The 26,860-nt window shown below is 46.3% G+C and carries 24 protein-coding genes; 3 read left to right on the plus strand and 21 right to left on the minus strand.

What is annotated here, in order from left to right; genetic code table 11:
• Positions 1 to 2: 2 nt before the first annotated feature.
• The 16 genes from dnaE to rpsB form a co-directional block, all read right to left on the minus strand.
• Positions 3 to 3,482, minus strand: a complete 3,480-nt coding sequence (gene dnaE, locus GZN30_RS09630) for a DNA polymerase III subunit alpha (RefSeq protein WP_161987046.1) — start codon at positions 3,480 to 3,482, stop codon at positions 3 to 5.
• Between the two features lie 43 nt (positions 3,483 to 3,525).
• Positions 3,526 to 4,146 carry a ribonuclease HII gene (rnhB, locus tag GZN30_RS09635; protein WP_075649504.1) on the minus strand — a complete coding sequence of 207 codons (621 nt, stop codon included), beginning with the start codon at positions 4,144 to 4,146 and terminating at the stop codon, positions 3,526 to 3,528.
• Positions 4,143 to 5,294 (minus strand): lipid-A-disaccharide synthase, encoded by a 1,152-nt coding sequence (lpxB, locus tag GZN30_RS09640; RefSeq protein WP_075649533.1) that lies wholly within the window; start codon positions 5,292 to 5,294, stop codon positions 4,143 to 4,145. The genes rnhB and lpxB overlap by 4 nt, the downstream gene beginning before the upstream one ends.
• An 82-nt stretch (positions 5,295 to 5,376) precedes the next feature.
• Positions 5,377 to 6,165: an acyl-ACP--UDP-N-acetylglucosamine O-acyltransferase gene (gene lpxA, locus GZN30_RS09645; RefSeq protein ID WP_075649505.1), complete on the minus strand. Its 789-nt coding sequence runs from the start codon at positions 6,163 to 6,165 to the stop codon at positions 5,377 to 5,379.
• Positions 6,166 to 6,168: 3 nt separating this feature from the next.
• The gene (fabZ, locus tag GZN30_RS09650; RefSeq protein ID WP_075649534.1) at positions 6,169 to 6,621 is read right to left on the minus strand and encodes a 3-hydroxyacyl-ACP dehydratase FabZ; all 453 of its coding nucleotides are present in this window, start codon (positions 6,619 to 6,621) and stop codon (positions 6,169 to 6,171) included.
• A gap of 146 nt (positions 6,622 to 6,767) precedes the next feature.
• Entirely contained in the window at positions 6,768 to 7,799 is a 1,032-nt protein-coding gene (lpxD, locus tag GZN30_RS09655; RefSeq protein WP_075649506.1) for a UDP-3-O-(3-hydroxymyristoyl)glucosamine N-acyltransferase, read from the minus strand.
• A 6-nt stretch (positions 7,800 to 7,805) separates the two neighbouring features.
• The gene (locus tag GZN30_RS09660; protein WP_075649507.1) at positions 7,806 to 8,315 is read right to left on the minus strand and encodes an OmpH family outer membrane protein; all 510 of its coding nucleotides are present in this window, start codon (positions 8,313 to 8,315) and stop codon (positions 7,806 to 7,808) included.
• 15 nt (positions 8,316 to 8,330) lie between these two features.
• The gene (gene bamA / locus GZN30_RS09665; protein WP_075649508.1) at positions 8,331 to 10,754 is read right to left on the minus strand and encodes an outer membrane protein assembly factor BamA; all 2,424 of its coding nucleotides are present in this window, start codon (positions 10,752 to 10,754) and stop codon (positions 8,331 to 8,333) included.
• 39 nt (positions 10,755 to 10,793) lie between these two features.
• A complete protein-coding gene (gene rseP / locus GZN30_RS09670; RefSeq protein ID WP_075649509.1) occupies positions 10,794 to 12,152 on the minus strand; it encodes a sigma E protease regulator RseP in 1,359 nt (452 codons plus the stop codon).
• Complete coding sequence (ispC, locus tag GZN30_RS09675) at positions 12,149 to 13,357, minus strand: 1-deoxy-D-xylulose-5-phosphate reductoisomerase (RefSeq protein WP_075649510.1); 1,209 nt, start codon at positions 13,355 to 13,357, stop codon at positions 12,149 to 12,151. Before ispC ends, rseP begins: the two co-directional genes overlap by 4 nt.
• Before the next feature lie 45 nt (positions 13,358 to 13,402).
• Entirely contained in the window at positions 13,403 to 14,248 is an 846-nt protein-coding gene (locus tag GZN30_RS09680; protein WP_075649511.1) for a phosphatidate cytidylyltransferase, read from the minus strand.
• 10 nt (positions 14,249 to 14,258) lie between these two features.
• Positions 14,259 to 15,014, minus strand: a complete 756-nt coding sequence (uppS, locus tag GZN30_RS09685; protein WP_075649512.1) for a polyprenyl diphosphate synthase — start codon at positions 15,012 to 15,014, stop codon at positions 14,259 to 14,261.
• 93 nt (positions 15,015 to 15,107) lie between these two features.
• Entirely contained in the window at positions 15,108 to 15,665 is a 558-nt protein-coding gene (gene frr, locus GZN30_RS09690; protein WP_075649513.1) for a ribosome recycling factor, read from the minus strand.
• Between the two features lie 89 nt (positions 15,666 to 15,754).
• A complete protein-coding gene (gene pyrH, locus GZN30_RS09695; RefSeq protein WP_075649514.1) occupies positions 15,755 to 16,486 on the minus strand; it encodes a UMP kinase in 732 nt (243 codons plus the stop codon).
• Between the two features lie 167 nt (positions 16,487 to 16,653).
• Entirely contained in the window at positions 16,654 to 17,496 is an 843-nt protein-coding gene (gene tsf / locus GZN30_RS09700) for a translation elongation factor Ts (RefSeq protein ID WP_075649515.1), read from the minus strand.
• Positions 17,497 to 17,627: 131 nt separating this feature from the next.
• The gene (gene rpsB / locus GZN30_RS09705; protein WP_075649516.1) at positions 17,628 to 18,356 is read right to left on the minus strand and encodes a 30S ribosomal protein S2; all 729 of its coding nucleotides are present in this window, start codon (positions 18,354 to 18,356) and stop codon (positions 17,628 to 17,630) included.
• Positions 18,357 to 18,796: 440 nt separating this feature from the next.
• Here rpsB and map point away from each other — a divergent pair, with 440 nt between their 5' ends.
• From map to GZN30_RS09720, 3 genes are all read left to right on the plus strand, one after another.
• Positions 18,797 to 19,675, plus strand: a complete 879-nt coding sequence (gene map, locus GZN30_RS09710; RefSeq protein WP_075649517.1) for a type I methionyl aminopeptidase — start codon at positions 18,797 to 18,799, stop codon at positions 19,673 to 19,675.
• 124 nt (positions 19,676 to 19,799) lie between these two features.
• Positions 19,800 to 22,424 carry a bifunctional uridylyltransferase/uridylyl-removing protein GlnD gene (gene glnD, locus GZN30_RS09715; RefSeq protein ID WP_075649518.1) on the plus strand — a complete coding sequence of 875 codons (2,625 nt, stop codon included), beginning with the start codon at positions 19,800 to 19,802 and terminating at the stop codon, positions 22,422 to 22,424.
• Positions 22,425 to 22,555: 131 nt separating this feature from the next.
• Positions 22,556 to 22,939: a DUF3461 family protein gene (locus GZN30_RS09720; protein WP_075649519.1), complete on the plus strand. Its 384-nt coding sequence runs from the start codon at positions 22,556 to 22,558 to the stop codon at positions 22,937 to 22,939.
• A gap of 161 nt (positions 22,940 to 23,100) precedes the next feature.
• On the opposite strand, the gene pgpA is transcribed toward GZN30_RS09720, so the two are convergent.
• The 5 genes from pgpA to ribBA all read right to left on the minus strand — a co-directional run bounded on the left by pgpA (position 23,101) and on the right by ribBA (position 26,859).
• Positions 23,101 to 23,604: a phosphatidylglycerophosphatase A gene (gene pgpA / locus GZN30_RS09725; protein ID WP_075649520.1), complete on the minus strand. Its 504-nt coding sequence runs from the start codon at positions 23,602 to 23,604 to the stop codon at positions 23,101 to 23,103.
• A 9-nt stretch (positions 23,605 to 23,613) separates the two neighbouring features.
• Positions 23,614 to 24,585, minus strand: coding sequence for a thiamine-phosphate kinase (thiL, locus tag GZN30_RS09730; protein ID WP_075649521.1), 972 nt, complete (start codon positions 24,583 to 24,585; stop codon positions 23,614 to 23,616).
• A gap of 78 nt (positions 24,586 to 24,663) precedes the next feature.
• Positions 24,664 to 25,131 (minus strand): transcription antitermination factor NusB, encoded by a 468-nt coding sequence (gene nusB / locus GZN30_RS09735; RefSeq protein WP_075649522.1) that lies wholly within the window; start codon positions 25,129 to 25,131, stop codon positions 24,664 to 24,666.
• Complete coding sequence (gene ribH, locus GZN30_RS09740; RefSeq protein ID WP_005440184.1) at positions 25,131 to 25,601, minus strand: 6,7-dimethyl-8-ribityllumazine synthase; 471 nt, start codon at positions 25,599 to 25,601, stop codon at positions 25,131 to 25,133. Before ribH ends, nusB begins: the two co-directional genes overlap by 1 nt.
• Before the next feature lie 151 nt (positions 25,602 to 25,752).
• Positions 25,753 to 26,859 (minus strand): bifunctional 3,4-dihydroxy-2-butanone-4-phosphate synthase/GTP cyclohydrolase II, encoded by a 1,107-nt coding sequence (ribBA, locus tag GZN30_RS09745; protein ID WP_075649523.1) that lies wholly within the window; start codon positions 26,857 to 26,859, stop codon positions 25,753 to 25,755.
• Position 26,860 lies beyond the last annotated feature (1 nt).

Genomic DNA, 26,860 nt, shown 5'->3' on the forward strand with positions numbered 1-26,860 from the left:
ATTTAGTTAAATTCGAGTTCTACTTGGTCAGAACCAAGCAACTGTTTTAAATCATCTAATAGAGCATCACTCGGCGTTACTCGCCACTCTGTACCTAACGTCAAACGCGCTCTGGCGTCTTGGCGCTGGTAGTATACGTGAACAGGAATTGTTCCTGCTCGATGAGGCTCTAGTATCGAACTAAAGCGCTCAAAAAATTGGCTGTCGACTTGCGATTCGCTTATCGAAACAGAAAGACCGCGTGCGTATTTTTCACGCGCAGCGCCAAGGTCCATTACCTCGCGCGCGGTCATTTTAAGGCCACCATTAAAATCATCAAAGCTGACCTGTCCAGAAACTACCAGAATTTTATCGTTTTCAAGCAGTTCTGCATATCTTTCTAACGCATCCGAGAACAACATCACTTCCATACGACCACTGCGATCATCGAGCGTCATAATACCGATACGTGTACCACGTTTGGTCGTCATCACTCGAGAGGCGATCACTAAGCCAGAAATCGTCACAGATTGATCACGTCTGGTTGGTGTTGCATCTTTAAGTCGACAACTGGTGTACTTACCCAGTTCCTTGATGTAGGCATTAATTGGGTGCCCGGTCAAATAAAGACCCAGTGTTTCGCGTTCACCCTCTAGCCATACTTTTTCAGGCCAAGGTGGCACTTTGGTGTATTTGTTCTCAACTTCTTCTGGCGCTTCAGTCAATACACCGAACAAGTCTGACTGACCAAACGCCTCCGCTTGGTGGTGTTGGCTCGCCGCTTTTACGGCATCGTCGAGTGACGCCATCAAAGCTGCACGGTGTGGTCCCAGTCTATCGAGTGCACCAGCATAAATCAGCTTTTCAATCACGCGTTTATTAACCTTCTTAAGATCAATACGCGCACAGAAATCGAATAAATCTTTAAAGTGACCGTCTTTGTTACGCGCCGCTAAGATCGCTTCAATTGGACCTTCACCCACCCCTTTGATCGCGCCGATACCGTAAACAATCGCACCATCTTCATCAACATTAAAACGGTATAGACCTGAGTTAATGTCTGGCGGTAGCACTTTAAGTTTCATGCGGAAACATTCGTCGACCAGACCAACCACTTTTTCGGTGTTATCCATATCCGCGGTCATTACCGCCGCCATGAACTCTGCCGGGTAGTGAGTCTTTAGCCATAACGTTTGGTAAGAAACCAATGCGTACGCCGCTGAGTGCGATTTGTTAAAGCCGTAGCCAGCAAACTTCTCTACCAAGTCGAAGATTTTCATCGCCAACTCGCCGTCGACGCCATTTTTCACCGCACCATCTTCAAAGGTGGCACGTTGTTTGGCCATCTCTTCCGGTTTTTTCTTACCCATCGCACGACGCAACATATCTGCACCACCTAGGGTGTAGCCAGACAGTACCTGAGCGATCTGCATTACCTGTTCTTGGTAAAGAATGATGCCGTAAGTGGGATCAAGAATCTCTTTTAATGATTCATGTTGCCACTTTTCATCTGGATAAGAGATCGCTTCGCGTCCGTGTTTACGGTCGATAAAGTTATCCACCATGCCCGATTGTAATGGACCCGGACGGAAAAGCGCTACCAATGCGATGATATCTTCAAAACAGTCCGGTTGCAGACGTTTGATAAGCTCCTTCATACCACGCGATTCAAGCTGGAATACTGCGGTGGTTTCCGAGTTTTGCAGCACACGGAATGAGGCTTCATCTTGTAATGGAATCGACTCAATACGTACCGGCGCTTCACCGTTGCGCTCAAGGCGCGGGTTAATCAAACCAAGCGCCCAGTCGATAATGGTTAAGGTACGCAGACCTAAGAAGTCAAACTTAACCAGACCCGCGGTTTCAACGTCGTTCTTATCAAACTGAGTAACAGGAAAATGCCCTTCCGAGTCGGCATAAATCGGCGCAAAGTCAGTAATGGTGGTTGGTGAGATCACCACGCCACCAGCGTGTTTACCCGCATTTCGTGTACACCCTTCGAGGATGCGACACATATCAATCAGCTCTTTGACTTCCTCATCAGCCGCATAAAGCTCAGGTAGTGCAGGTTCAGCCGCGAAGGCTTTTTCCAACGTCATACCTGGATCGGGCGGCACCAATTTTGAAATGCGGTCAACGAAGCCAAATGGATGACCCAGTACACGACCTACATCGCGGATTACCGCCTTCGCCGCCATGGTACCAAAAGTAATGATCTGTGATACTGCATCACGACCATACATTTCCGCAACGTGATCAATTACTTGGTCACGCTTATCCATACAGAAGTCGACGTCGAAATCGGGCATGGATACACGTTCTGGGTTAAGGAAACGTTCGAATAGCAGGTCATATTCAAGCGGATCGAGATCAGTGATCTTTAACGCATAAGCCACCAATGAACCCGCACCTGAACCACGACCAGGTCCAACCGGGATCGCGTTATCTTTTGACCATTGAATGAACTCCATTACGATCAAGAAGTAGCCCGGGAAGCCCATGTTGTTGATTACTTCCAGTTCAATTTCGAGGCGCTCATCGTATTCAGGACGACGCTTTAATCGCTCTTCTTCATCGGGGAACAGAAACTCAAGGCGATCTTCCAGACCTTCTCGAGATTTCATCACCAAGAATTCGGTTTCTTTCATGCCTTCGGTTGGGAAAGCTGGGAGGAAGTATTCACCCAAACGGACAGTGACATTACAGCGCTTAGCAATCTCAACACTGTTCTCTAGTGCTTCGGGAATGTCAGCAAATAGCTCACACATTTCCTCTTCACTACGCAGGTATTGCTGAGGACTGTAGTTCTTGGGACGGCGAGGATCTTCTAGTGTGTAACCATCGTGAATCGCCACGCGGATCTCATGGGCATCAAACAGCTCTTCGTTGAGAAATACCACATCGTTGGTTGCCACCACTGGCAGGTCTTTTTCCTGAGCCAGTTCAAGCGCAAAGTGTAAATAGCTCTCTTCGTCAGCACGACCAGTACGAGTAAGCTCCAAATAGTAGCGGTCAGCAAAATGTTGCTGATAAAAATCAACACACTGATCCACCAGCTTTTTATTGCCTTTCAGCAAAGCTTTACCCACATCACCACTCTTACCGCCCGAGATGAGGATCAAACCTTCTGCGAGATCAATCAACCAGTCACGATCAATCACTGGCTGATGTTGAACATGTCCGCGTAGATAGGCTTTAGAAATCAGTAACGTTAGGTTCTTATAGCCAACGTTATCCGCCGCCAATACCGTTAATTTAACCAGCTCATCACCAAACTCTGGGATTTGCATGGCAAAGTCAGCACCAATAATTGGCTTCACACCGCAACCATGGGCGGTACCATAGAATTTCACCAAGCCACATAAGTTGGTGAAATCGGTTAATGCCATGGCTGGCATGCCCATTTCGGCCACTTTCTTCACAAGAGGTGGCACTTTCGACAGGCCATCCACCATGGAGAAATCACTGTGAACACGAAGGTGAATAAACTTTGGATCTGACATTAATACTTTCCGGCTTTGACGCTTAACTGACTATTCTACGCGATTACTCTTCGAGTCCGAGTGCTTTTTTTACTGGTTTGAAGCTTTTACGGTGTTGATCAATCACACCATGCTGCTCAATGGCTTCAAAGTGCGCTTTGGTTGGATAACCTTTGTGCTTGGCAAAGCCAAACTGTGGGTATTGTTTATCCAACTCTTCCATTTCTTGGTCACGTACCACCTTGGCAATGATAGATGCGGCACTGATTTCTGCCACGCGTAAATCGCCTTTAACCACCGCTAACGCATCCATTGGCAACTGTGGACAACGATTGCCATCAATTAGAGCCAAATCAGGTTGTACTTGCAGCCCTGCAATCGCACGCTGCATCGCCACCATTGTCGCTTGTAAAATGTTCAGCTCGTCGATCTCTTCAGGAGAACAGCGCCCTACAGACCAAGCCAGTGCTTTTTCTTTAATCTCTGGCAATAAGGCTAAACGTTTTTTCTCGCTCAGCTTCTTAGAGTCGTTCAACCCTTCAATAGGGTTATTTGGATCAAGAATCACGGCAGCGGTCACCACATCGCCCACTAAAGGTCCACGACCCACTTCATCCACACCAGCAATCAGTTGGTAACCTTGCGGGTACTCAAATGGCGGTAACTCTTTTTTCTCTTTCGTCATACAACTTTATTCATTTCAATTAGGTTTAACACCGCTTTAGCCGCTTGCTGATCGGCATCTTTGCGGATCGAATGGTGCATCTCAGTAAACTTACTCACCATTGCTTGACCATGCTCGCCGAGTAGACACTCTACCTCTTGGCTAAGATTCTCTGGGGTACACTCTTCTTGTAGGAACTCTTTGACCAACTCTTGATCAGCCAGAATATTCGGCAGCGACACATACTTGGTTTTTAACATCCGGCGCGCCAAGAAGGCGGTAAAGGCATTCACTTTATAACCCACCACCATTGGACGCTTGACCAGCATGCACTCTAGCGCAACAGTACCTGACGCCAGCATGACTGCATCAGAAGCGGTAATTACGTTCTTAGCCGTATCGTCGATGAGTGTAAACTCGAGCTCTGGGGCGATCTCTTGCCATGCTGCTTCAAATTGCTCACGACGTTTGTGGTTAACCAGTGCAACCACAAAACCAAGCTCTGGGTCTTTTTCATGCAGTTGCTTACAAGCTTGAATAAACGGTTCAGCCAGCATTTTAAGCTCGCCACCACGACTGCCCGGCAGCACCGCTAACCAACGTTTGTCTTGCGCTAAGCCAAGCAATTCACGGGCAGGCACTTTGTCTGATTGCAGAGGAATTGCATCTGCCAAAGTATGACCAATAAACTCACACGGCACATCGAATTTATCGTAAAACGCTTTTTCAAATGGCAAAAACGCCAGCACCAAGTTGGTTGCCTTGGCAATACCAAAAATACGCTTTTGTCGCCATGCCCATACCGATGGACTGACATAATGCACAGTCTTAATCCCGGCATTTTTCAAATCAAGCTCTAAGCGCAGGTTGAAATCTGGAGCGTCAATCCCGACAAAGACATCTGGTGGATTAGTGGTGAAGTATTTGACCAACTCGGCTTTGACTTTCAGCAGGCGCGGTAAGCGACCAAGCACTTCGACTAAGCCCATCACCGACAACTCTTCCATATCGAACAGCGATTCACAACCTTGAGCAATCATCTTAGGTCCACCAATGCCAACAAATTCCGCGTTCGGATATTGCTGTTTAATTGCTTTGATAAAGCCTTCACCTAAGGTATCGCCAGACAATTCACCGGCGACGATGCCAATTCTCAGCGGTCTTTCCATCGTAAATTTTCCCCAGCTTAAAAACACAAAAAGACCGCAGTTCATCACTGCGATCTTTTGATACTAATTTGCGCTCAATCGCTTAGCGAATAATGCCACGTTCAGTGGATTCAAGCATCTTCAACATTGGCTCAATTGATGCCCACTCTTGTGCCATCTCTGCCAAAATTGGTTTTACTTCTTCTAGCGTCTTACCTGAACGGTAAATCTCTTTGTACGCTTTTTGTAATGCACGTAGTTCTGGTTTCTCGAAACCGTTACGCTTTAGACCCACTAGGTTTAGACCAAATGGTGAAGCGTGGTTACCTTGAGCCAGTACGTATGGCAATACGTCTTGCACCACTGCCGAACAACCACCAATGTATGCGTAAGCACCTACCGTACAGAATGGGTGAATTGCAGACAGCGCCATCACACCCGCGTAATCACCCACCGTTACGTGACCACCAAGAATCGCATTGTTACCAATATGAGTATGGTTACCAACGATAACATCGTGCGCAACGTGAGCGTTAACACACAGAAGGTTATCATTACCGATCACAGTCGTTGCTTTATCTTGTACCGTACCACGGTGGATTTGCACCGCTTCACGAATCACATTGCGATCACCAATCACTACTGTGGTATCTTCACCACCGTATTTCTTGTCTTGGTTCTCTTCGCCAATCACTGCGTGTGGGAAGATACGGTTATCTTTACCAATCGTAGTGTGACCTTTAATCACAACATGCGACATGATTTCAGTGCCTTCACCAATCTCTACATGAGAGGTGATGTAAGTAAACGGCCCAACAACAACGTTAGCACCGATCTTTGCACCTTCTTCAACCACCGCCATCGGGTGGATTTGAGCAGTTTCATGAATCATAAATTAAAACTCTCGACGAGCACACTTAAGGTCAGCTGAACATACAACGTCGCCATCAACTTTCGCTGAGCACGAGAATGCTGCGATGCCACGACGTTCTTTAACAAACTCAACTTCGATCACGAGTTGATCACCAGGAGTTACCGGCTTGCGGAATTTCGCGTTATCTACGCTAGCAAAGTAGTAAAGCTCGTTACCTGACGGTGCACCGAATGATTTAAATGCCAACAAGCCTGTTGCTTGTGCCATCGCTTCAAGGATCAATACACCCGGGAATACAGGAAGTTGAGGGAAATGACCAGTAAATTGAGGTTCATTTACAGAAACGTTCTTGATCGCAGTTAAGTATTTCGCTTCTTGGTAATCTGTTACACGATCAATTAATAAGAATGGGTAGCGATGAGGTAACAATTCCTGAATCTCAGTAATGTTCATCGTTTTCTTTTCTGTAGTCAAAGTCATATTCCTATTTTGAATGCTAAATTCATTTTCTGGCAGGCATTATACCCAAGTATGCGTCTGTTGCTACGTAGTTCAAGCCGCATAGGGGCATATAGACAAAAAAGACCCGCCCTTTGCGAGTCTTTTTCCTAGCAACGGAATTAAGATTCCGTTTTCTCTTCCAACTGTTTTTCAACAGCTTTGAGACGTTTATTCATTTCGTCAATACGATGCACGCGAGTTGCGGTCTTGCGCCACTCTTTATTTGTTTGTAGCGGAATACCTGATGAGTACATACCTTTTTCTTCGATACCACGCATTACCATGCCCATACCGGTAATGGTTACACCATCAACAATCTCGATATGGCCATTAATTACGCTCGCGCCACCGATAATGCAGTACTTACCGATCTTAGTACTGCCAGCCACTACTGTACCACCTGCCATCGCTGTACCATATCCGATCTCTACGTTATGGGCGATTTGCATTTGGTTATCAATAATGACGTTATCCGCAATTACAGTGTCATCTAATGCACCACGGTCAATGGTGGTACACGCACCAATTTCGACACGGTTACCAATGCGCACTGTGCCAAGTTGAGGGATCTTGATCCACTCACCTTTTTCGTTTGCATAACCGAAACCATCGCTGCCAATCACTGTGTTAGCTTGAACAAGACAATCGCTACCTAATTCAACGTTGTGATAGATACTAACATTAGCCCAAAGCTGAGTGTTGCTACCAATTTTAGCGTGTTGACCAATAAAGCAACCCGCGCCAATGATGACGTTATCACCAAGCTCAGCACCCGCCTCGATAACCGCGTTAGCGCCAATTGAAACGTTGGCTCCAAGTTTCGCTGTTGCATCGATGACTGCTGAAGGTGCAATACCTGCTGCAGCTTTCGGTGTGGTATCTAGCGCTTGCGCCACTTTAGCAAAAGCAACGTAAGGATCATCAACAACCAGAGCATTGCCCTGGCATTGCTCTAATTGAGCGGCTTTCACCATGACCACTGTTGCTTGGCATTGCGCTAAATGTTTCGCGTACTTTGGATTAGACAAGAAAGTCACATGACCTTGCTGCGCTTTATCCATTGGTGCAACCATAGTGACTGTCGCTGTCGCGTCACCATGTAGCTCGCCCCCAGTAATTGTTGCCAATTCGGCTAATGTCAGTGTCTTCATAAACGTCTATTTTAATGCTTTGATTACGTCTTCAGAGATGTTGTACTCAGGTTTTGAGTATTGCAGTGCTGTGATATCAATAACCATATCGTAGCCTTTCTTCTCTGCAACTTCTTTAACTGCTTTTTGAATCAGTTGGAATAGCTTCGCTTTTTCTTGAGCTTCACGACGAGCAGACGCTTGCTCTAGTGCTTGTGCTTTTACTTTGTACTTGCTGTCAAGTTGACCGATCTCGATGCGGATTTTTTCCACTTCTTCTTGACCAAGTAGCTCGCCATCACGCTTCAGCTTTTCAATTTTAGTTCTTGCTTCAGCTTGAATCGCTTTTAGCTCATCCGCTTTGTCTTTGAACTCTTTCTGCATTTGTTGCAGCACAGCTTCACGTTGAGGAAGCTCTTGGAACACTTGTGCGGTATTCACGTATGCAATTTTCTGTGCAGCTTCTGCAGCATGAGCAAAAAGAGAAGATGTCATTACCAAAAGGCCAAGACCAGCCGCTTTAATTGTTTTATTCACTTTAAAGTCCTTTAATTAGAAGGTTCTGCCGATAGTGAAAGTGAAGAATTCTTCGTCATCACCTTCATAAATTTCAATTGGTTTCGCAACCGAGAATACCAGTGGTCCCATCGGAGACATCCACTGCAGTGCGACACCATAAGAAGCACGATAGTTACCTGGATCTGAGTAATCATAGTAGTACTTTTCATCCACGCCTTCACGGAAGACAAACTCCGTATCCCAAACACTCGCGGCATCAATAAATGCACTGGTTCGGATTTGACTGCGCACTTCTTCCGAAGCGAACGGCGTTGGGAAAATCAGCTCAAGACTCGCAAGTGCTACGGCGTTACCACCAACAGAGTCATCACTCGTAACCAAACATGGGTTGCCTAAACTACATTGTACACCGTCTACGCTGCCACCACTTTGTGATTGAACCGCTCGAGGCCCCACACTGTTTGAACCAAAACCACGTAGCGTCGTAAAGCCACCAGCATAGTAGTTCTCATAGAATGGGAATAGGTTATCGTTACCATTGGTTTGACCGTAACCATTACCATACCCTAAACGACCGCGCATCAGCAGTGAAAAATCATGCTTTTTCGTCAGTGGAATGTAATTTCTTACATCATATTGCAGTTTAAAGTACTTCGCATCTGAACCCGGCACTGTCATCATGTAAGAAGCGCGCTGATAGTTACCGGCTGTTGGGAAGTAACCTTTGTTTAGGTTGTTGCGAGTCCAAGATAAATTGATGTCGAAGTCATTCGTGATAATGTCTTCACCTTCCTCAACACCGATACTCTTAGCAAATAGCTGGGCTTGATCATAAGTCGGCACATTACCGATCTTGTTGTGAGTGTAACCCACACCAAATTCAAAACGGTTCAGTTCGTCAAACGGGAAACCCCACGTCAAGTTAGCCCCATAACTTTCGTTGGTATAGTCAACAATACCAGCTTCTGACGCTTCAAAGGTGTTGTAGAAAACTTTACCGCCCAGACTGACCCCATCTAGGTTCCAATACGGGTCACGATACTCTAACGTTAGGTTTTTCGAGTAGTCGTTCATCATCGCACTGATACCAACGCGGTTACCTGTACCGGCAAAGTTATCTTGCTGTAGACCAACTTGGAAACTGACGCCCGATTCTGTACCGTAGCCAACACCAAAGTTAATGCTACCAGAGTTGGCTTCTTTCACCTTGTACACAAGGTCTACTTGGTCATCACTACCTGGTACGCGGACGGTTTGCACATCTACGGTCTCAAAGAAACCCAGACGGTTCAAACGACCTTTACTGGTCTCAATCGCTTTTGAGTTGAGCCAACTACCTTCCATCTGGCGCATTTCGCGGCGCAATACTTCATCTTTAGTGGCATTGTTACCAATAAAGCGAATGTCACGCACGTAAACACGTTGACCAGGCTCGACACTGACCACGAGTGAAACCTGTTTCGTTTCTTCATTGAACTCTGGAATGGTGCGCACTTGCGGGTAAGCATAGCCTGCTTCACCCAGTACTCGCTTAACGCCTTCTTCTAGGGCCGTCACTGCTGAACCTTTATAGACCTCACCTGGCTCAAACGTCACTAAACGCTCAAACTCGGCTTCTTTACCGATGAGATCACCGCGGAACTTAACGCCTTCAACCGTGTATTGCTCACCTTCACTGATATTCAGAGTGATATACACCCCTTTCTTATCCGGAGAGATTGACACTTGTGTCGAAGTCACTTGGAACTTTAAATAACCGCGGTCAAGGTAGTAAGTACGCAAGGCTTCAATATCACCCGCCAGTACTTGTTTCTGATACTTATCATCAGAGAGGAAGTTCCACCAAGAAACATTGGCATTAAGATTGAAGCGCGACATCAACTCATCATCAGTAAACACTTGGTTACCGATAAAGTTAATTTGCTGGATCTTAGCCGACACACCTTCAGTGAAGACAAACTTTAGGTCAGTACGATTACGTGGTAGAGGCGTGATTACCGCCTGTACAGTCGCGTTATACTTACCAACACTGTAATAAAAGTCTTCTAGACCTTTCTCAATGTTAGATAAGGTGGTGCGATCGAGCGCTTCCCCCACTCGGATACCCGAAGCATCCAAGTTTTGTTGCAACTGCTCATCTTTAATCGCGCTATTGCCAGAAAAAGAGATCGTTGAAATCGTCGGTCGCTCAGTAACTTGGATTACTAATACGTCGTTATCTCGCGAAACCTTAATATCTTCAAAGTTACCGGTCGAATAAAGAGCACGGATAATTTCCGCCACATCCTGATTGCTGACGGTATCCCCGATTCGGATTGGCATTTTTAGTAATGCCGCACCAAGAGCAACGCGCTGTAAACCTTCGATCTGAATATCTTGCACTACAAAACTGTCGGCTGCGTTTGCTGAAACGCTGGTTGCCAAAAGTGTTGCTAACAGAATTTTTTTCATCGCCATATATGTTTTAGTTATTCCTTACTACAACCTTCATCCACGTTATAAGCGCGCAAAGTCGTTAAAAATCGCCACGGCCATCAGGGCAAATATAATTGCGCCACCAAATCGGTAGCCCATCTCCTGCACCTTCTCTGGCACAGGACGTCGAATAATTGCTTCAATGGCAAAGAACAATAAATGTCCGCCATCAAGCATTGGCAACGGAACCAAGTTAATAATACCGAGGTTGACACTGATTAACGCTAGGAAGCCTAAAAAGTATACCAGTCCATAATCAGCCGTCGTTCCTGCCCCTTTTGCGATCGTAATCGGTCCGCTGAGGTTATTTAGGCCAACGTCGCCTACCACCAGTTTTTTCAACATGGTGACTGTCAAATCAATAACCTGACCCGTTTTGTCTACCGCTTTGCCGATAGACTCAAATACACCAAATTGCAGGTTGAAGCGATAGTTTTCAGGCCATTCTGCGACCTCAGGAGCGATTCCCGCAAAGCCAATTGTGGTTCCATCGCTGAGTGCTTTACTTTGTGGAATCAAAGTCAGCGATACCGCCTGCTCACCACGCATCACCTCAACATCGAGTGGAATATTCGGATTACTTCTAACCAGCTCAACCAGCTGCTGCCACTGGTCAATTGCTTGTTGATTCATTGCGATAATCTTATCGCCCGCCATCAAGCCAGCAGTATAACCCGCCCCACCCTCTGAAATACTCGCAAGTGTGGTTGAAATCTCTGGGGTATACGGCCTAAAGCCCAGCGCAGACATTGCCGACTGACTGTCAGGATCAAACTGCCAGCCATCAAGGTTCAACGTTACTTGCTGTTCCATACCGATACTATCGCTTGGCACCACAGTCATCGTTAGCGTCTGTTCACCAATATGCGACACTAACTGCATGTTCACCGATTCCCAATCCGCGGTTTTGACGCCGGAAATCGCTTTTAGTTCCATGCCAGACTCTAAACCTGCTTGGGCAGCGATCGATTGGGGTTGAATATTACCAACGACCGGTTTAACTGCAGGTACACCAATCAGAAACACCAACCAGTAGGCAAAAATCGCAAACAAAAAGTTAAATGCAGGACCGGCAGCCACGATTGCCGTGCGTTTCCAAAGTGCTTTTTTATCAAATGCGAACTGTTGCATCTCTGCTGGAACTTCGTCAACACGGCTATCAAGCATCTTAACGTAGCCGCCAAGCGGGATCATTGAGATGGTGTATTCTGTGCCATCTTTGCCCACCTTGCGCCAAATTGATTTACCAAAACCAATCGAGAAGCGCTCGACTTTCACGCCACAGCGACGTGCAACCCAAAAATGCCCAAACTCATGTACCGCAACTAGAATACCTAGGGCAACGATAAATGAGACAAAGTTCCATAAGATTGCTGTCATGCTCTGCGTCCGCTAATAAAATTCAGTGCCAGAGAACGAGCGATTTTGTCGACCTCTAAGATGCTCTCCAAACTATCACAATTTAGCTGTGCATTCATCGAACAAATCCTTTCGGTTACCCAATTATTGACGCGCGCAATATGGGTGAACGGGATCTGACGATTGAGGAAAGCCTCAACGGCAATTTCGTTCGCGGCGTTGAGCGCTGTCGTGGCATGCTGACCGATGTAACAAGCATCAATCGCCAGCTTCAAGCAAGGGTAACGCTGAAAATCAGGCTCAAGGAAGGTCAACTCACCGACTTTGGTAAAGTCGAGTGGCTTCACACCAGCCGTGACACGCTCAGGGTATGACAAGGTCAATGCAATCGGTGTCGCCATGTCTGGTTCACCAAGCTGCGCCAATGTCGAACCATCTTTGTATTGCACCATCGAGTGGATCACCGATTGAGGGTGAATTACAACCTTCATCTGCTCGCGACTGGCGTTAAACAACCACTTCGCCTCGATGTACTCCAGACCTTTATTCATCATGGTGGCAGAGTCCACCGAGATTTTTGGTCCCATCGACCAGTTCGGGTGAGCGATAGCCTGCTCTGGCGTGACGTGTTCAAGTTCGTCAAGATTAGAGTAACGGAATGGACCACCCGAGCCTGTTAGCAAGATGTGTTCAATACCGTGCTCCGCCAACTGACAATGTCCAAGGTTGGTTTGAATCTCGGTTGGTAAGCACTGGAAAATCGCATTGTGCTCACTGTCCACTGGAAGCAACTCAGCGCCACTGTGCCTAACCGCATCAACAAACAGCTGACCAGACATCACCAACGCTTCTTTATTTGCCAGCAACACACGTTTACCTGCTTGAACCGCAGCCATGGTTGGCATTAGACCCGCAGCGCCGACAATCGCAGCCATTACCGTGTCCACTTCGCTTAAAGACGACACATGACACATCGCCTCAACACCGGCAGAGACCTCTGTATGTAGACCTAAAGACTTCAGAGTATTTGCCAATGTCTGTGCTGAATGCTCATCAGCCATAACCGCATATTTGGGCTGCCATTTGACACATAGCTGGGTCATTTTTTCGACATTTTGACCGGCAACTAAGGCAACGACTCGGAAGTGTTCAGGGTTGTTTTCAATAACCTTCAATGTGCTCGCACCGATGGAGCCGGTTGCACCGAGAATTGTTAAATTACGCATAGCGAAAAACCGATAGTTAAGAGAGCGAGACAAGCCTCGCCCTTCTTAAGAGAATAAGAAATAAAGAAGCGCAAATACAGGGAATGCAGCAGTTAAGCTGTCGACACGATCGAGCACACCACCATGCCCAGGAATGATATTGCTGCTGTCTTTAATACCTGATACGCGTTTAAACATACTTTCGACGAGATCGCCAAGTACAGAAATAACCACAGTAATTAGAGTGATTGCGATAAAGGCAGCGACGCTGGAAAACTCAATATCAAACCACTCAGCCGTGCCCCAGCCGACGAGCAGTGACGTAATCAAACCACCAATCAAACCTTCAACGGTTTTATTAGGGCTGACGTGTGGCGCCATCTTACGTTTACCTAAGCTCTTGCCAGCAAAGTAGGCTCCACTGTCCGCAGCCCAAACGATAAAGCAAACATACAGAACCAGTTTGGCACCATGATAAGGATCAGTCAGAACCCCTTCGGCACGCAACATCACAATGCTCCATAAGAATGGCAGCATAGTCAGAATACCAAATAGGTGACGCAGCAGTTTCGAGCCTTGCCACAAAGAAGCTGATTTCGGGTAAGTGATCGCGAGCGCGCTTGAGAATAGCCACCAGATAAAGCCTGCACTTAGTACAGCATAATGGCTAACAGATAGATGATTGAGGCTATATGCATCAAAGGGAATCAATGCAAAACTTAAACCCGTAACAACCAAACTAGGCAGTAGGGCGACAATACGATTATTGGTTTCGACAAATTGGGTCCATTCCCAAAAACCAATCAGAGTAACACCAGCAATTAGAGCGATAAAAAGAGGTAGAGAAAGCTTAAAAATCGCCAAAATCACTAATGGAGCCAGGATAAGCGCGGTGATAATTCGTTGTTTCAAACTTGAGTCCTTATTGGCATTCCATCAATGCTCTAACTTGTTCGCCAGTGCATCCGAAACGACGTTCACGTTCGATAAACCAAGTAACAGCTTCGATTAAGCTATCCTCGTTAAATTCAGGCCAATAAATAGGGGTAAAATACATCTCAGCATAAGCAAGTTGCCACAACATGAAGTTGCTAATGCGACATTCACCACTAGTGCGAATCAGCAGGTCAACTTCTGGCAAATCTGACATTGTCAGGTGCTGAGTAATTAAAGATTCATTGATATCTTCAACACCAAGCTCACCACATTGCACTTGTTGGGCAATTTGTCGGGTTGCTTCGGTTATGTCCCATTTACCGCCATAGTTGGCAGCAATATTAATTACCATACCGCTATTGCCTGCGGTCAATTCTTCCGCTTGAGCAATTTTCTGTTGTAGACGTTGATTAAAACGACTGGTATCGCCAATCACGCGAAGACGTAAGCCATTCTTGTGGAGGCGTTTAACTTCAGTAGAAAGAACGGTAATAAACAGCTCCATCAACACGCCCACCTCTTCTTCTGGGCGGCGCCAGTTTTCACTGCTAAAAGCAAATAGAGTGACTGCTTTAATACCTAAGCGAGCGGCAGTAGAAATGGTTTTGCGTACGGCAGACACACCGTTTTTATGACCAAATACTCGAGGTTTGCCTTGCGCTTTAGCCCAGCGGCCGTTGCCATCCATGATGATAGCGATATGTTTAGGAAGCAAGTCAGGTGAGAGTTGTGAATTTTGCATAGAGGTATCTAGGTAACTAGCAGGGGTCAAAGAGTAGCACAAAAAAGCACTATGCGCAGAGCACAGTGCTTTTTTTTGAAGGAGATAGAAGAATTATACTTCCATCAACTCTTTTTCTTTCGCAGCTAGTACGTCATCCACATTTTTAACAGCAACGTCTGTTAGTTTTTGGATTTCGTCTTGACCTTTACGCTCTTCATCTTCAGAGATTTCTTTATCTTTTAGAAGTGCTTTTAGGTCGCTGTTTGCGTCACGACGGATGTTACGAACTGCAACACGTGCGCCTTCAGCTTCGCCACGTACAATCTTAACTAGGTCTTTACGACGCTCTTCCGTTAGTGGTGGAAGTGGAACGCGAATGATAGTACCCGCTGACATAGGGTTTAGACCTAGGTCAGATTGCATGATCGCTTTTTCAACTTTTTGCGTTAGTTCGCGGTCGAAAACAGTGATAGCTAGCGTACGTGCATCTTCCGCTACAACGTTAGCTACTTGGTTAAGAGGCGTTGGTGCACCGTAATACTCTACAGATAGACCAGATAGCAGGCTTGGGTGCGCGCGACCCGTGCGAACTTTAGAAAGGTTGTTCTTTAGAGCTTCAACACTCTTTTCCATGCGCTCTTGCGCGTCTTTTTTGATTTCGTTAATCACGGTTTCACCTTAATAATTCTTCTTTCTCAAAGAAATTTTAACAGGGCTATTCGGTGAGTCGCTAATTTTCCAAATAGCGACTCGACAGATTAAGCTTTATCAGTAATCAAAGTACCTTCAGCTTCACCCATTACCACGCGACGTAGTGCACCTGGTTTGTTCATATTGAATACGCGGATTGGCATTTTGTGGTCGCGAGCAAGTGTAAATGCTGCTAAATCCATCACTTTCAGTTCTTTATCAAGAATCTCAGCGTAACTTAGCTTATCATACAGCTCTGCGTCTGGGTTTGCTACTGGGTCAGCAGTAAATACACCATCAACTTTCGTCGCTTTTAGAACTACGTCAGCTTCGATCTCGATACCACGTAGACACGCAGCTGAGTCAGTTGTAAAGAATGGGTTACCAGTACCTGCTGAGAAGATTACTACACGACCTTGACGTAGTTCACGAATCGCATCTGCCCAGTTGTAATCGTCACACACACCTTTTAGTGGAATCGCAGACATTACGCGTGCATTTACATAAGCGCGGTGTAGCGCGTCACGCATTGCTAGACCATTCATTACAGTTGCTAGCATACCCATGTGGTCACCCACTACGCGGTTCATACCTGCTTCAGCAAGACCTGCACCACGGAATAGGTTACCGCCGCCAATTACCACACCAACTTGAACACCTAGTTCTACCAGCTCTTTTACTTCCTGCGCCATACGGTCAAGAATTGCAGGATCAATACCAAAACCTTCTGAGCCTTGAAGTGCTTCACCACTCAGTTTTAATAAGATACGTTGATATGCTGGTTTAGGGTTCGTAGTCATGGATTTTACCTTCCAAAAAGAGAGTTATTAATTAACAGTCATGAATGGATACTAGATAAATAGTTTGTCATTTATCAATACCAATTCATCACGATTAAAAATCGCAAGCTGATCATAAAAAGACCGCAGCCATGGCTACGGTCTAGATATCTCAGCGTCTCTAAGGATTAACCTTTTTGAGCTAGAGCTACTTCTTCAGCGAAGCTTAGGCCTTCAGCTTTCTCGATACCTTCACCTACTTCTAGGCGAATGAAGTTAGAAACTGATGCACCGCGCTCTTTTAGGATTTCACCAACAGACTTCTTAGGTTCCATAACGAAAGGCTGACCAGTTAGTGAAACTTCGCCAGTGAATTTCTTCATGCGACCTTCAACCATCTTCTCAGCGATTTCTTTAGGCTTGCCTTCGTTCATAGCGATTTCAACTTGAACTTCACGCTCTTTAGCAACTACGTCAGCTGGTACGTCAGTTGGGTTAACGTATTCTGGACGTGATGCAGCAACGTGCATTGCAACGTGCTTAAGAGTTTCTGCGTCGCCTTCACCAGCAACAACTACACCGATTTTCTCACCGTGACGGTAAGAAGCAACAGCAACACCTTCAAGGTACTGTACGCGACGGATAGCAACGTTTTCGCCGATTTTAGCAACTAGAGCAACACGCTCTTCTTCAAACTTAGCAATTAGCTCTTCAACAGAAGCTTTAGAAGCTAGAGCTTCTTCTGCTACTTTCTCTGCGAATGCAGTGAAGTTGCCGTCTTTAGCAACGAAGTCAGTTTGACAGTTAACTTCAAGAAGAACAGCTACGCCGTCTGCGTCTTTGATGATGATTGCGCCTTCAGCAGCTACGTTACCTGCTTTCTTAGCAGCTTTAGCAGCACCTGATTTACGCATGTTTTCGATTGCTAGTTCGATGTCGCCGTTAGTTTCAACAAGCGCTTTCTTACATTCCATCATACCTGCGCCAGTACGTTCGCGCAGTTCTTTTACTTGAGCAGCAGTAACAGCCATTCTGTATTCCTCGGTTGATTCTGGATAGGGTAAAAATCAGGGGCCTACATTGTCGGCCCCTGATGATAACTATAACTCAGTATATGCGACAAATAGGTTGCACATACACTAAGAAAGACTCGGAGCCGCTATTATTCAGCTTCTACGAAACCGTCTTTTTCAGCTACAACAGCAACGTCTTTGTTACGACCTTCAGTTACAGCAGAAGCTGCAGCGTTTAGGTATAGTTGTACTGCGCGGATTGCGTCGTCGTTACCTGGGATGATGTAGTCTACGCCGTCTGGGTTAGAGTTAGTATCTACCACAGCGTATACTGGAATACCTAGGTTGTTAGCTTCTTTAATCGCAATGTGTTCGTGATCAGCGTCGATTACGAATAGAGCGTCAGGTAGACCGCCCATGTCTTTGATACCACCAAGAGATTTCTCTAGCTTCTCCATTTCACGAGTGCGCATTAGAGCTTCTTTCTTAGTTAGTTTGTCAAAAGTACCGTCTTGAGACTGTGCTTCAAGATCTTTTAGACGCTTGATAGACTGACGAACAGTTTTGTAGTTTGTTAGCATACCGCCTAACCAGCGGTTGTTAACGTAGTACTGGTTGCTTGCGATTGCAGCTTCTTTAACAGCTTCAGATGCAGCGCGTTTAGTACCTACGAATAGAACTTTACCTTTCTTCTCGCCAACTTTAGCTAGTTCAGCTAGAGCTTCGTTGAACATTGGTACAGTTTTTTCTAGGTTGATGATGTGAACGCGGTTACGAGCACCAAAGATGAATGGCTTCATTTTTGGGTTCCAGTAACGAGTTTGGTGACCGAAGTGAACACCAGCTTTCAGCATATCGCGCATTGATACAGTTGCCATTTTAAAATCCTCTATGGGGTTAGGCCTCCACATCCCCCATGATTCCGACTAAGCTTCTGCTCAGCACCCCGGAATATGTGTCGGAATGTGTGTGATTTAAAGATAAATGTTTAGTGGAACTCGCGAGCTTCGCCGACTTCACAAAGAAACCGAAGAGAACAGACGATGATTCCGGCGCGCTTTATATCACATTTCACCCCTTATTGGCTAGTAAAAATTCCCTCTAACCCGATCACTAAAACCGTGTTTTCTGCCTTCCACGCCTTACCATGAATCACTCAGTTCGCTTTGTAACAGAATACAACTGTTCAGCATAACTCAAGGTCAAATCGCCCTCAGCTCTCACCTCTGTTTGTAAGTCACTTGGGTATAACGCTTCTTCCTGCTAAAATGGGGCAATTCGCACATTTATGTGCTGTAAAGAAAGTAGAGAAAAGCCAATGTCAATCAAGATTAAAACGGCTGAAGAAGTCGAACGTATGCGTCTAGCTGGCAGCCTTGCTGCTGAAGTACTAGAAATGATCGAACCTCATATTAAAGAAGGGGTAACGACAGATGAACTCAACCAAATTTGTCACGATTTTGCTCTAGAGAAAGGCGCTTACTCTGCACCACTCGATTACCATGGTTTTCCTAAATCAATCTGTACGTCGATCAACCATATCGTTTGTCACGGCATTCCTGCGACGCAAGACGAAATGGGTGCTAATGGTCAAATGAAGCCAGCAGTACTAAAAAATGGTGACATCATCAACGTGGATATCACTGTGATTGTACCTGACGATGAAAACGCTGACCTTAGCGTACGCCCTGCCGGTTACCATGGTGACACATCTAAGATGTTCTTTGTTGGTGATGTTTCACCTGAAGACAAACGTCTGTGTATGGTCACTCAAGAAGCGCTTTATGTCGGTATGCGCCAAGTAAAGCCAGGTGCAACTGTCGGTGATATCGGTACTGCGATTGAGAAATACATCAAGACCAACAACAAAAACAATCCACGCAATAAGTTTTCTATTGTGAAGGATTTCTGTGGTCACGGTATTGGCAACGAATTCCATGAAGAGCCGCAAGTGGTGCACTACCGCAATAGCGACCGTCGCCAATTCAAAGAAGGTATGTGTTTCACCATTGAACCAATGATCAACGCAGGTAAATTTGGTTGTACCGTTGACGCAGAAGATGATTGGACGGTTTACACTGGTGACGGTAAGAAGTCAGCGCAATACGAACACACTATCGTTGTTACCAAAGATGGTTGTGAAGTGTTAACACTGCGCAGTGATGACACCATTCCTCGCTTTATGAAAAACGCTTAATCTCGATATCCCCGCTTTTGCGGGGATATTTTTTTGTGTCATATGATTTGATAAAGTGGAACTCATCAGCCAATCACCTAGTGATATACCGCCTTAACTTGGTCCACGAAGCACGGATAGCCCTATGCCTTTTCAATCGCCACTCACCTTTAGTGACGAACAAATTAATGTTAGTGAGCTAAAGTCACAATTAGAACAGTTTGCCGACTATCAAAAGCAAGAATTTAAGAACCATCATCCGGTCAGCGACTTAGTGATTGGTCGTTCTGATTACACCGATCTGCTGCTGACCCGTTTGTGGCAATACTATGGATTCTCGCAATTGCCACACATCAGCTTAGTCGCCGTCGGTGGCTATGGTCGTGGTGAACTTCACCCGCTGTCTGACATCGATATCTTAGTCTTATCGAAAAAAACACTGCCGGATGCGCTGGGTGCTAAAGTGAGTGAGTTCATTACCTTACTTTGGGATTTACGTTTAGAAATCGGTCATGCGGTTCGTACCGTCGATGAGTGCGGAGAGATTGGCAGTAAAGACCTCACCGTCGCGACTAACCTGCAAGAAGCGCGCTTACTGACTGGATGTGAAGAAACCTTCCACCTACTAAAGATGACGGTGCACTCGGAATCGTTTTGGCCAAGTGAGATTTTTTACAAGGCGAAAGTTCAAGAGCAAACGCAGCGCCATGCTCGCTATCACGATACCACTTACAACCTAGAACCCGACATTAAGTCTACTCCGGGTGGTCTGCGCGACATTCATACCTTAAGTTGGGTCGCTCGCCGCCACTTTGGTGCAACTTCGTTATTCGAGATGAGCCGCTACGGTTTTCTTACTGATGCAGAATATCGCGAGCTCGTTGAGTGCCAAGAGTTTCTCTGGCGCGTGCGATTTGCTTTGCACATTGAACTTCGTCGCTATGACAATCGCCTCACTTTTGCTCATCAGCCCCCTGTAGCGGAAACTCTAGGGTTTGTCGGTGAAGGCAACCGCGGTGTCGAAATGATGATGAAAGAGTTCTACCGCACGCTACGCCGCGTGGCAGAGCTTAACAAAATGTTGCTGAAACTGTTTGGTCAGGTGATCTTAAATCGTGGCGTAGAAAGCTCGGTACAAATCATTAGCGAAGATTTCCAACGTCGTGGCAGCCTAATTGAAGCGCGCAAACCTGCTCTGTTCCAAGCTCGCCCGGAAACGATACTCGATATGTTCCTACATATCGCCAATGACTCCACTATTGAGGGAGTGGCACCACCAACGCTGCGCCAACTGCGCACCGCGCGTCGCCGCTTCAACAAATTCTTGCATACCATTCCTGAAGCGCGCGAAAAATTTCTCGAACTTTGCCGCCATCCTAATGCTCTGCACAATGCGTTTGGTCTAATGCACAAGCTCGGAGTACTAGCGGCTTACCTGCCGCAGTGGAGCCAAATCGTCGGGCAAATGCAGTTTGACTTGTTCCACGTCTATACCGTGGACGAGCACAGCGTTCGACTACTTAAACACATCAATACATTCAGTTACGCGAAAAATCACAACAAACACCCGATCTGCTGTGAAGTGTATCCACGCATTCAGAAAAAAGAGCTGCTGATCATCGCGGCTATTTTCCATGACATTGGCAAAGGTCGTGGTGGTGACCACTCAGTGATCGGTGCTGAAGAAGCTTATGCGTTCTGCCGTGAGCATGGTTTATCTACCCCTGAATCTAACCTAGTCTCTTGGTTAGTACGCAACCATCTCTTGATGTCAGTCACCGCTCAACGCCGCGATATTTATGATCCCGATGTGATTGCCGAATTTGCTAAACAAGTGCGCGATGAAGAGTACCTTGAGTACTTGGTATGTTTAACCGTCGCCGATATCTGTGCGACTAACCCAGAACTGTGGAACAGTTGGAAACGCACCCTACTCGCTGAACTGTTTTACTCGACCCAAAGAGCCCTGCGCCGCGGTTTAGAGAACCCGGTTGATGTGCGAGAGCGTATTCGCCATAACCAACAAATGGCGTCGGCTCAGCTGCGTAAAGAAGGGTTTAGTAGCCGTGAGATTGAACTGATTTGGCAACGCTTTAAAGCCGATTACTTCTTACGTCACACCCATAAACAGATCGCTTGGCATTGTAGCAACTTACTGCGCCATGATGATCCAACCCAACCTTTGGTTCTGATCAGTAAAAAACCGACCCGAGGTGGCACTGAAGTGTTTGTCTACACCAAAGACCAAAAGGGGATATTCGCCACTGTCGTTGCCGAACTAGACCGACGCAACTTTAACGTCCATGACGCCCAAGTCATGACCAGTAAAGATGGCTATGTACTCGATACCTTTATGGTGCTCGACCAGCATGGCAACCCGGTTGAAGAAGGTCGTCATAAAGCCGTAGAGAAGCACCTTGTGCATGTGTTGGCAGATGGTCGCCCAACCAAGATCCGCACTCGACGTACCCCACGCAACTTACAGCACTTTAAGGTCAAAACCACCGTCGACTTTCTACCAAGTAAGAGTAAAAAGCGCACCACCTTGGAGTTTGTTGCCCTCGATACCCCCGGGCTGCTTGCGACCGTCGGGGCAACTTTTGCCGATTTAAACATTAACCTTCATGCCGCGAAAATCACCACGATTGGCGAGCGTGCAGAAGACTTTTTTATCATTACCGGTGCAGAAGGCGGAAAACTGAGTGAAGAAGAAGAGTTGGCACTGCGCGAGTGTTTGATCGCCAATGTCGCGGAGCTTGCTCCAAACTGATCTTATCCGCAAATTGATAAAAATATAGACAGTTCAACTATATCGGGCTCAAATAGGCTGCTACATTAAAAGTGTTCAATTTCACCTAAGCCAAGCTTAGGTCGCCAAACTCACGATTAATGAGGTAGCCTATGTTTCCACACTTAACGGGTCTAGGCATACAAGATCCCAAACAGATTGAGCGCTATTCTTTGCGTCAAGAAGCCCACAAAGACGTACTCAAAATCTATTTCCGCAAACAAAAAGGCGAGCTCTTCGCCAAAAGCGTTAAATACAAATATCCACGCCAAATTAAAAACGTACTGGTTGACAGTGGCAGTCACAAGTATAAAGAAGTCACCGAAATCAACCGCAATCTCACCCTAGTGATTGATGAACTCAATAAACTCACGAAACCAGAAAAAAGCGCCGAAGTGGACGTAAAACAGAAAATCCTGTCTGACTTACGTCATTTAGAAAAGGTGGTGTCGAGCAAAATTGCCGAGATAGAGGCAGATTTGGAGAAGCTGAAGTAAGGCTGGGAACACAAAGCGATGACATCGCTTTGTTACGGATGAGGGAACGCTGCGCTACGGAGTTTGCTCCATTCCATAAGCGTTAGCGTTCCGTAAGCGAAGCGCATTATGCTGAGCGCTCCCGAAGCATGGCAATGCCATGCGTTCCAAAATCCATGAGATTACATCCAACCCGCGTATTTGCCGACTAGGTAAAGTGCGACACCCGCCATCACACCGGCGACGATGTCATCAATCATAATACCTAAGCCGCCGTGGATGCGTTTATCTAGCCAACCAATTGGCCACGGTTTTACCATGTCAAAAAAGCGAAACAGGATAAAACCCGTCAGTAGCCATTTCCAATCGGTCGCAGAAAGTTGCAACATCGGCACGACCGCCATGGTAATCCAAAAACCAGCAAACTCATCCCAAACAATCGAGCCGTGATCATGCACGCCCATATCGTCAGAGGTAACTTGACAGATCTTTACACCGATCACACAAGCCACCAGCACCGCCAGCAAATACCCACTTAATGGCAATTGAACCAACAGCAAATAGAAAGGGATCGCGGCTAACGTCCCCATCGTGCCTGGCACGACTGGAGAGAGACCACTACCAAAACCCGTAGCGAGTAAATGCCAAGGGTTCTTTAAAGAGATCAGAGAAAGAGGGTTTGTCATAATTCGCTCTTAATTGGTTTTGAAATGATCGTAGCCATGAAGTTGCCACGCAAGTTGTTGACCTTGCTGAGTCAAAGTTAGCTCACCGCTATCGTTAATCGAGCCGATACGCGTGACCAAACAATCAATATTACTCAATGCATGCCACATCGCTTGCTGCTGGTTTTCCGGGACAGTAAAACAAAGCTCATACTCTTCACCACTTGAGAGTGCGTATTGCTGCGCTTGTTGCTCACTCCCGACAAACGCCAATAGCTGCGGCGAGAGCGGTAATTGTTCTACTTGTAATTGAGCACCGACACCAGAGCGCTTAAGTATATGACCTAAATCGGAAATAACACCATCAGAAATATCAATCGCCGCACTAGCGATGCCTCTTAGTGCCTCGCCAACTTGGATTCGAGGCGTCGATAAATAATGACGTTTTTGCAGTTCATCAGCATGAGGTTTGGTTAAATGTGCCGGCTCCAGTACCACATCCAGCCCGGCTTGACTGTCGCCTAGCCACCCTGTGACATAAACACCATCGCCCGGCTTCGCACCACTACGTTGCAAGGCTTTACCGTGCGGGATCAAACCTTGCACCGTCAAGGTCAAACTTAGCGGTCCTTTGGTGGTATCCCCACCAATAAGCTGAATACCATATTGATCAGCAAGCGCGAAGAAACTATCACAGAAAGGGGCAAGCCAAGCTTCGTCCACCTCGGGCATGGTTAAAGCAAAAGAGACCCATGCTGGCGTCGCTCCCATTGCAGCTAAATCGCTGATATTAGATGCTAGCGCCTTGTGTGCGACCCAAGCCGGATTCGCCGAAGATAAGAAATGGGTTCCCGCAACAAGCGTGTCAGTACTGATTGCAATTAGAGAGCCCACAGGCGCACTCACTAATGCACAGTCATCACCTGCCGCCAACACCACATCGCTGCGTGGTGTTTGTCGACCAACAAAATATTTTTCGATCAGATTGAATTCGCCAGACATAGGATAGAGAAATGATGGAGTTAGGCTGTAGTATATAAAAAAGGTCAGCGAATGCTGACCTTTTTAGTTTTAAATCGATTATTTCTTACGTACGTGCGGTGCTGCTTTATCTAGTACACCGTTCACGAATTTGTGGCTGTCTTCCGCAGCGAACACTTTAGCAAGTTCGATCGCTTCGTTGATAACCACTTTGTAAGGAACGTCTTCACGACGAGTCATCTCATACATAGCAAGACGCAGCAGCGCAAGCTCCATCAAATCCAAATCTTGCATTGGACGTGAAGTGTATGGACGAATCTTACAATCTAGCTCTGTGTGACTTAGCACAACACCTGATAGAAGGTCACGGAAGTAAGCAACGTCAGTGTCTGGTGCAGTTAGTGCAGGCTCTGATGCGTGATGCTCTTCCTCATCATACTTACCACCTGATAAAAACTGCTCTTCAATTGTGGCAACATTGTCTTTAGTAATTTGCCAAGAGTAGATCGCTTGTAGAGCGAATCGACGTGCATTACGACGTGCGGCTGGTTTCACACTGGCCCCCATTAGGAATCAATTTCTGAAAGAACGTTAATCATCTCAAGTGCGCTTAGTGCAGCCTCTGCACCTTTATTACCAGCCTTGGTTCCTGCGCGCTCAATTGCTTGGTCAATTGTATCAACGGTCAATACACCAAATGCTACTGGAAGGCTGTATTCCAGAGAAACTTGTGCAAGACCTTTGTTACATTCACTACAAACATAGTCAAAGTGTGGAGTACCGCCACGAATTACTGTACCTAGAGATACAATCGCGTCGTACTTACCTGTTTTCGCTACACGTTGAGCTACAAGAGGCAGTTCAACCGCACCAGGACAACGAACAACAGTGATGTTGTCTTCGCTTACTTGTCCATGACGCTTTAAAGTATCGATTGCACCAGACAATAGACTTTCGTTAATAAAACTGTTGAAACGAGAAATAACGATAGCAATTTTTGCGTTTGGCGCTGGGAAGCCACCCTCGATCACTTTCATAAGCCTTCCTTTAACTATGTTCATCAAGTGAGAATCGCCGGATTCTAGCACAAAACTGTGAGCAATATCTAATAGGTTTTTACATATAGAAAACGAAAAAGCGAGACGCCATCGACACCTCGCTTAATTAGTTGATAAATAACAGCCTAGATTACTCGGTTACATACTCAACCACATTCAAACCAAAACCACCCAAAGCATGGTAACGCTTGTTGGTAGAGGAAAGTAGGCGCATATCATGCACACCAAGATCCGCTAAGATTTGTGAACCAACCCCCACTCGACGCGATGTGCCCTGCTTTTTCGCCAGTGTTGGTGCGTTGCCTTGATCTTGCGCTTCAAACATTTTAACTCGATGAATCAGTAAATCGGTCGGCTCTTCGTTACCAAGAATCACTAACACACCGCCATCTTGACCAATGCGCTTCATCGCTTTATCAAGCGTCCAACTGCGCTCAGCATTGCGGTCACTGCGCAGCAAGTCAGTGAAAGTATCTTGCAGGTGCACGCGCACTAATGGCGCTTGATCCGCACTCTCTTTACACAGTGCATAATGCACTTGGTTATCGATGGTATCGCGGTAAGTCACCAAATTAAACTCACCAAATTCAGTTGGCAGCTTACACTCTGCCACTCGTTCGATGGTCGTTTCAGTATTGTTACGGTACTCAATGAGATCCGCGATGGTGCCTAGTTTTAAACCATGCTTTTCGGCAAACACTTCCAGATCTGGGCGGCGCGCCATGGTGCCGTCATCGTTAAGAATTTCAACAATCACAGATGCTGGCTCTAAACCCGCTAAACGCGCCAAATCACAACCAGCTTCAGTATGACCCGCACGAGTTAGTACACCGCCTTCCTGCGCTGCCAACGGAAAGATATGCCCAGGTTGAACTAGGTCTGCCGCTTTGGCATCTGGAGCAACTGCTGCTTGTACGGTACGTGCGCGGTCAGCAGCAGAGATACCTGTGGTCACCCCTTCAGCCGCTTCAATCGACACGGTAAAGTTAGTGGTGTATTGCGCATTGTTGTCTTGCACCATTGGTGGCAAACCAAGATTTTCACAACGTGCACGCGTCATTGTCAGGCAGATCAAACCTCTTCCATAAGTCGCCATAAAGTTAATCGCTTCTGGCGTAATATGTTCTGCGGCCATAATAAGGTCGCCTTCGTTCTCACGATCTTCGTCATCCATCAGGATAACCATTTTTCCTAAACGAATATCTTCGATAATTTCTTGAGGCGTACTAATTGGCATT

Origin of the sequence: Vibrio ponticus, assembly GCF_009938225.1 — a bacterium.
Classification (GTDB): domain Bacteria; phylum Pseudomonadota; class Gammaproteobacteria; order Enterobacterales; family Vibrionaceae; genus Vibrio; species Vibrio ponticus.

Bases quoted from the DNA above. Each gene is read 5' to 3' on its own strand.
- tsf (WP_075649515.1), bottom strand. From the start codon at position 17,496: ATGGCTGTTACTGCTGCTCAAGTAAAAGAACTGCGCGAACGTACTGGC.
- bamA (WP_075649508.1), bottom strand. From the start codon at position 10,754: ATGGCGATGAAAAAAATTCTGTTAGCAACACTTTTGGCAACCAGCGTT.
- map (WP_075649517.1), top strand. From the start codon at position 18,797: ATGTCAATCAAGATTAAAACGGCTGAAGAAGTCGAACGTATGCGTCTA.
- rseP (WP_075649509.1), bottom strand. From the start codon at position 12,152: ATGACAGCAATCTTATGGAACTTTGTCTCATTTATCGTTGCCCTAGGT.
- dnaE (WP_161987046.1), bottom strand. From the start codon at position 3,482: ATGTCAGATCCAAAGTTTATTCACCTTCGTGTTCACAGTGATTTCTCC.
- ribBA (WP_075649523.1), bottom strand. From the start codon at position 26,859: ATGCCAATTAGTACGCCTCAAGAAATTATCGAAGATATTCGTTTAGGA.
- pyrH (WP_075649514.1), bottom strand. From the start codon at position 16,486: ATGACTACGAACCCTAAACCAGCATATCAACGTATCTTATTAAAACTG.
- ispC (WP_075649510.1), bottom strand. From the start codon at position 13,357: ATGCGTAATTTAACAATTCTCGGTGCAACCGGCTCCATCGGTGCGAGC.
- GZN30_RS09720 (WP_075649519.1), top strand. From the start codon at position 22,556: ATGTTTCCACACTTAACGGGTCTAGGCATACAAGATCCCAAACAGATT.
- rpsB (WP_075649516.1), bottom strand. From the start codon at position 18,356: ATGGCAACTGTATCAATGCGCGATATGCTGAAAGCTGGTGTTCACTTC.
- thiL (WP_075649521.1), bottom strand. From the start codon at position 24,585: ATGTCTGGCGAATTCAATCTGATCGAAAAATATTTTGTTGGTCGACAA.
- nusB (WP_075649522.1), bottom strand. From the start codon at position 25,131: ATGGGGGCCAGTGTGAAACCAGCCGCACGTCGTAATGCACGTCGATTC.
- pgpA (WP_075649520.1), bottom strand. From the start codon at position 23,604: ATGACAAACCCTCTTTCTCTGATCTCTTTAAAGAACCCTTGGCATTTA.
- lpxD (WP_075649506.1), bottom strand. From the start codon at position 7,799: ATGAAGACACTGACATTAGCCGAATTGGCAACAATTACTGGGGGCGAG.
- rnhB (WP_075649504.1), bottom strand. From the start codon at position 4,146: ATGACGAAAGAGAAAAAAGAGTTACCGCCATTTGAGTACCCGCAAGGT.
- lpxA (WP_075649505.1), bottom strand. From the start codon at position 6,165: ATGATTCATGAAACTGCTCAAATCCACCCGATGGCGGTGGTTGAAGAA.
- glnD (WP_075649518.1), top strand. From the start codon at position 19,800: ATGCCTTTTCAATCGCCACTCACCTTTAGTGACGAACAAATTAATGTT.
- ribH (WP_005440184.1), bottom strand. From the start codon at position 25,601: ATGAAAGTGATCGAGGGTGGCTTCCCAGCGCCAAACGCAAAAATTGCT.
- uppS (WP_075649512.1), bottom strand. From the start codon at position 15,014: ATGCAAAATTCACAACTCTCACCTGACTTGCTTCCTAAACATATCGCT.
- lpxB (WP_075649533.1), bottom strand. From the start codon at position 5,294: ATGGAAAGACCGCTGAGAATTGGCATCGTCGCCGGTGAATTGTCTGGC.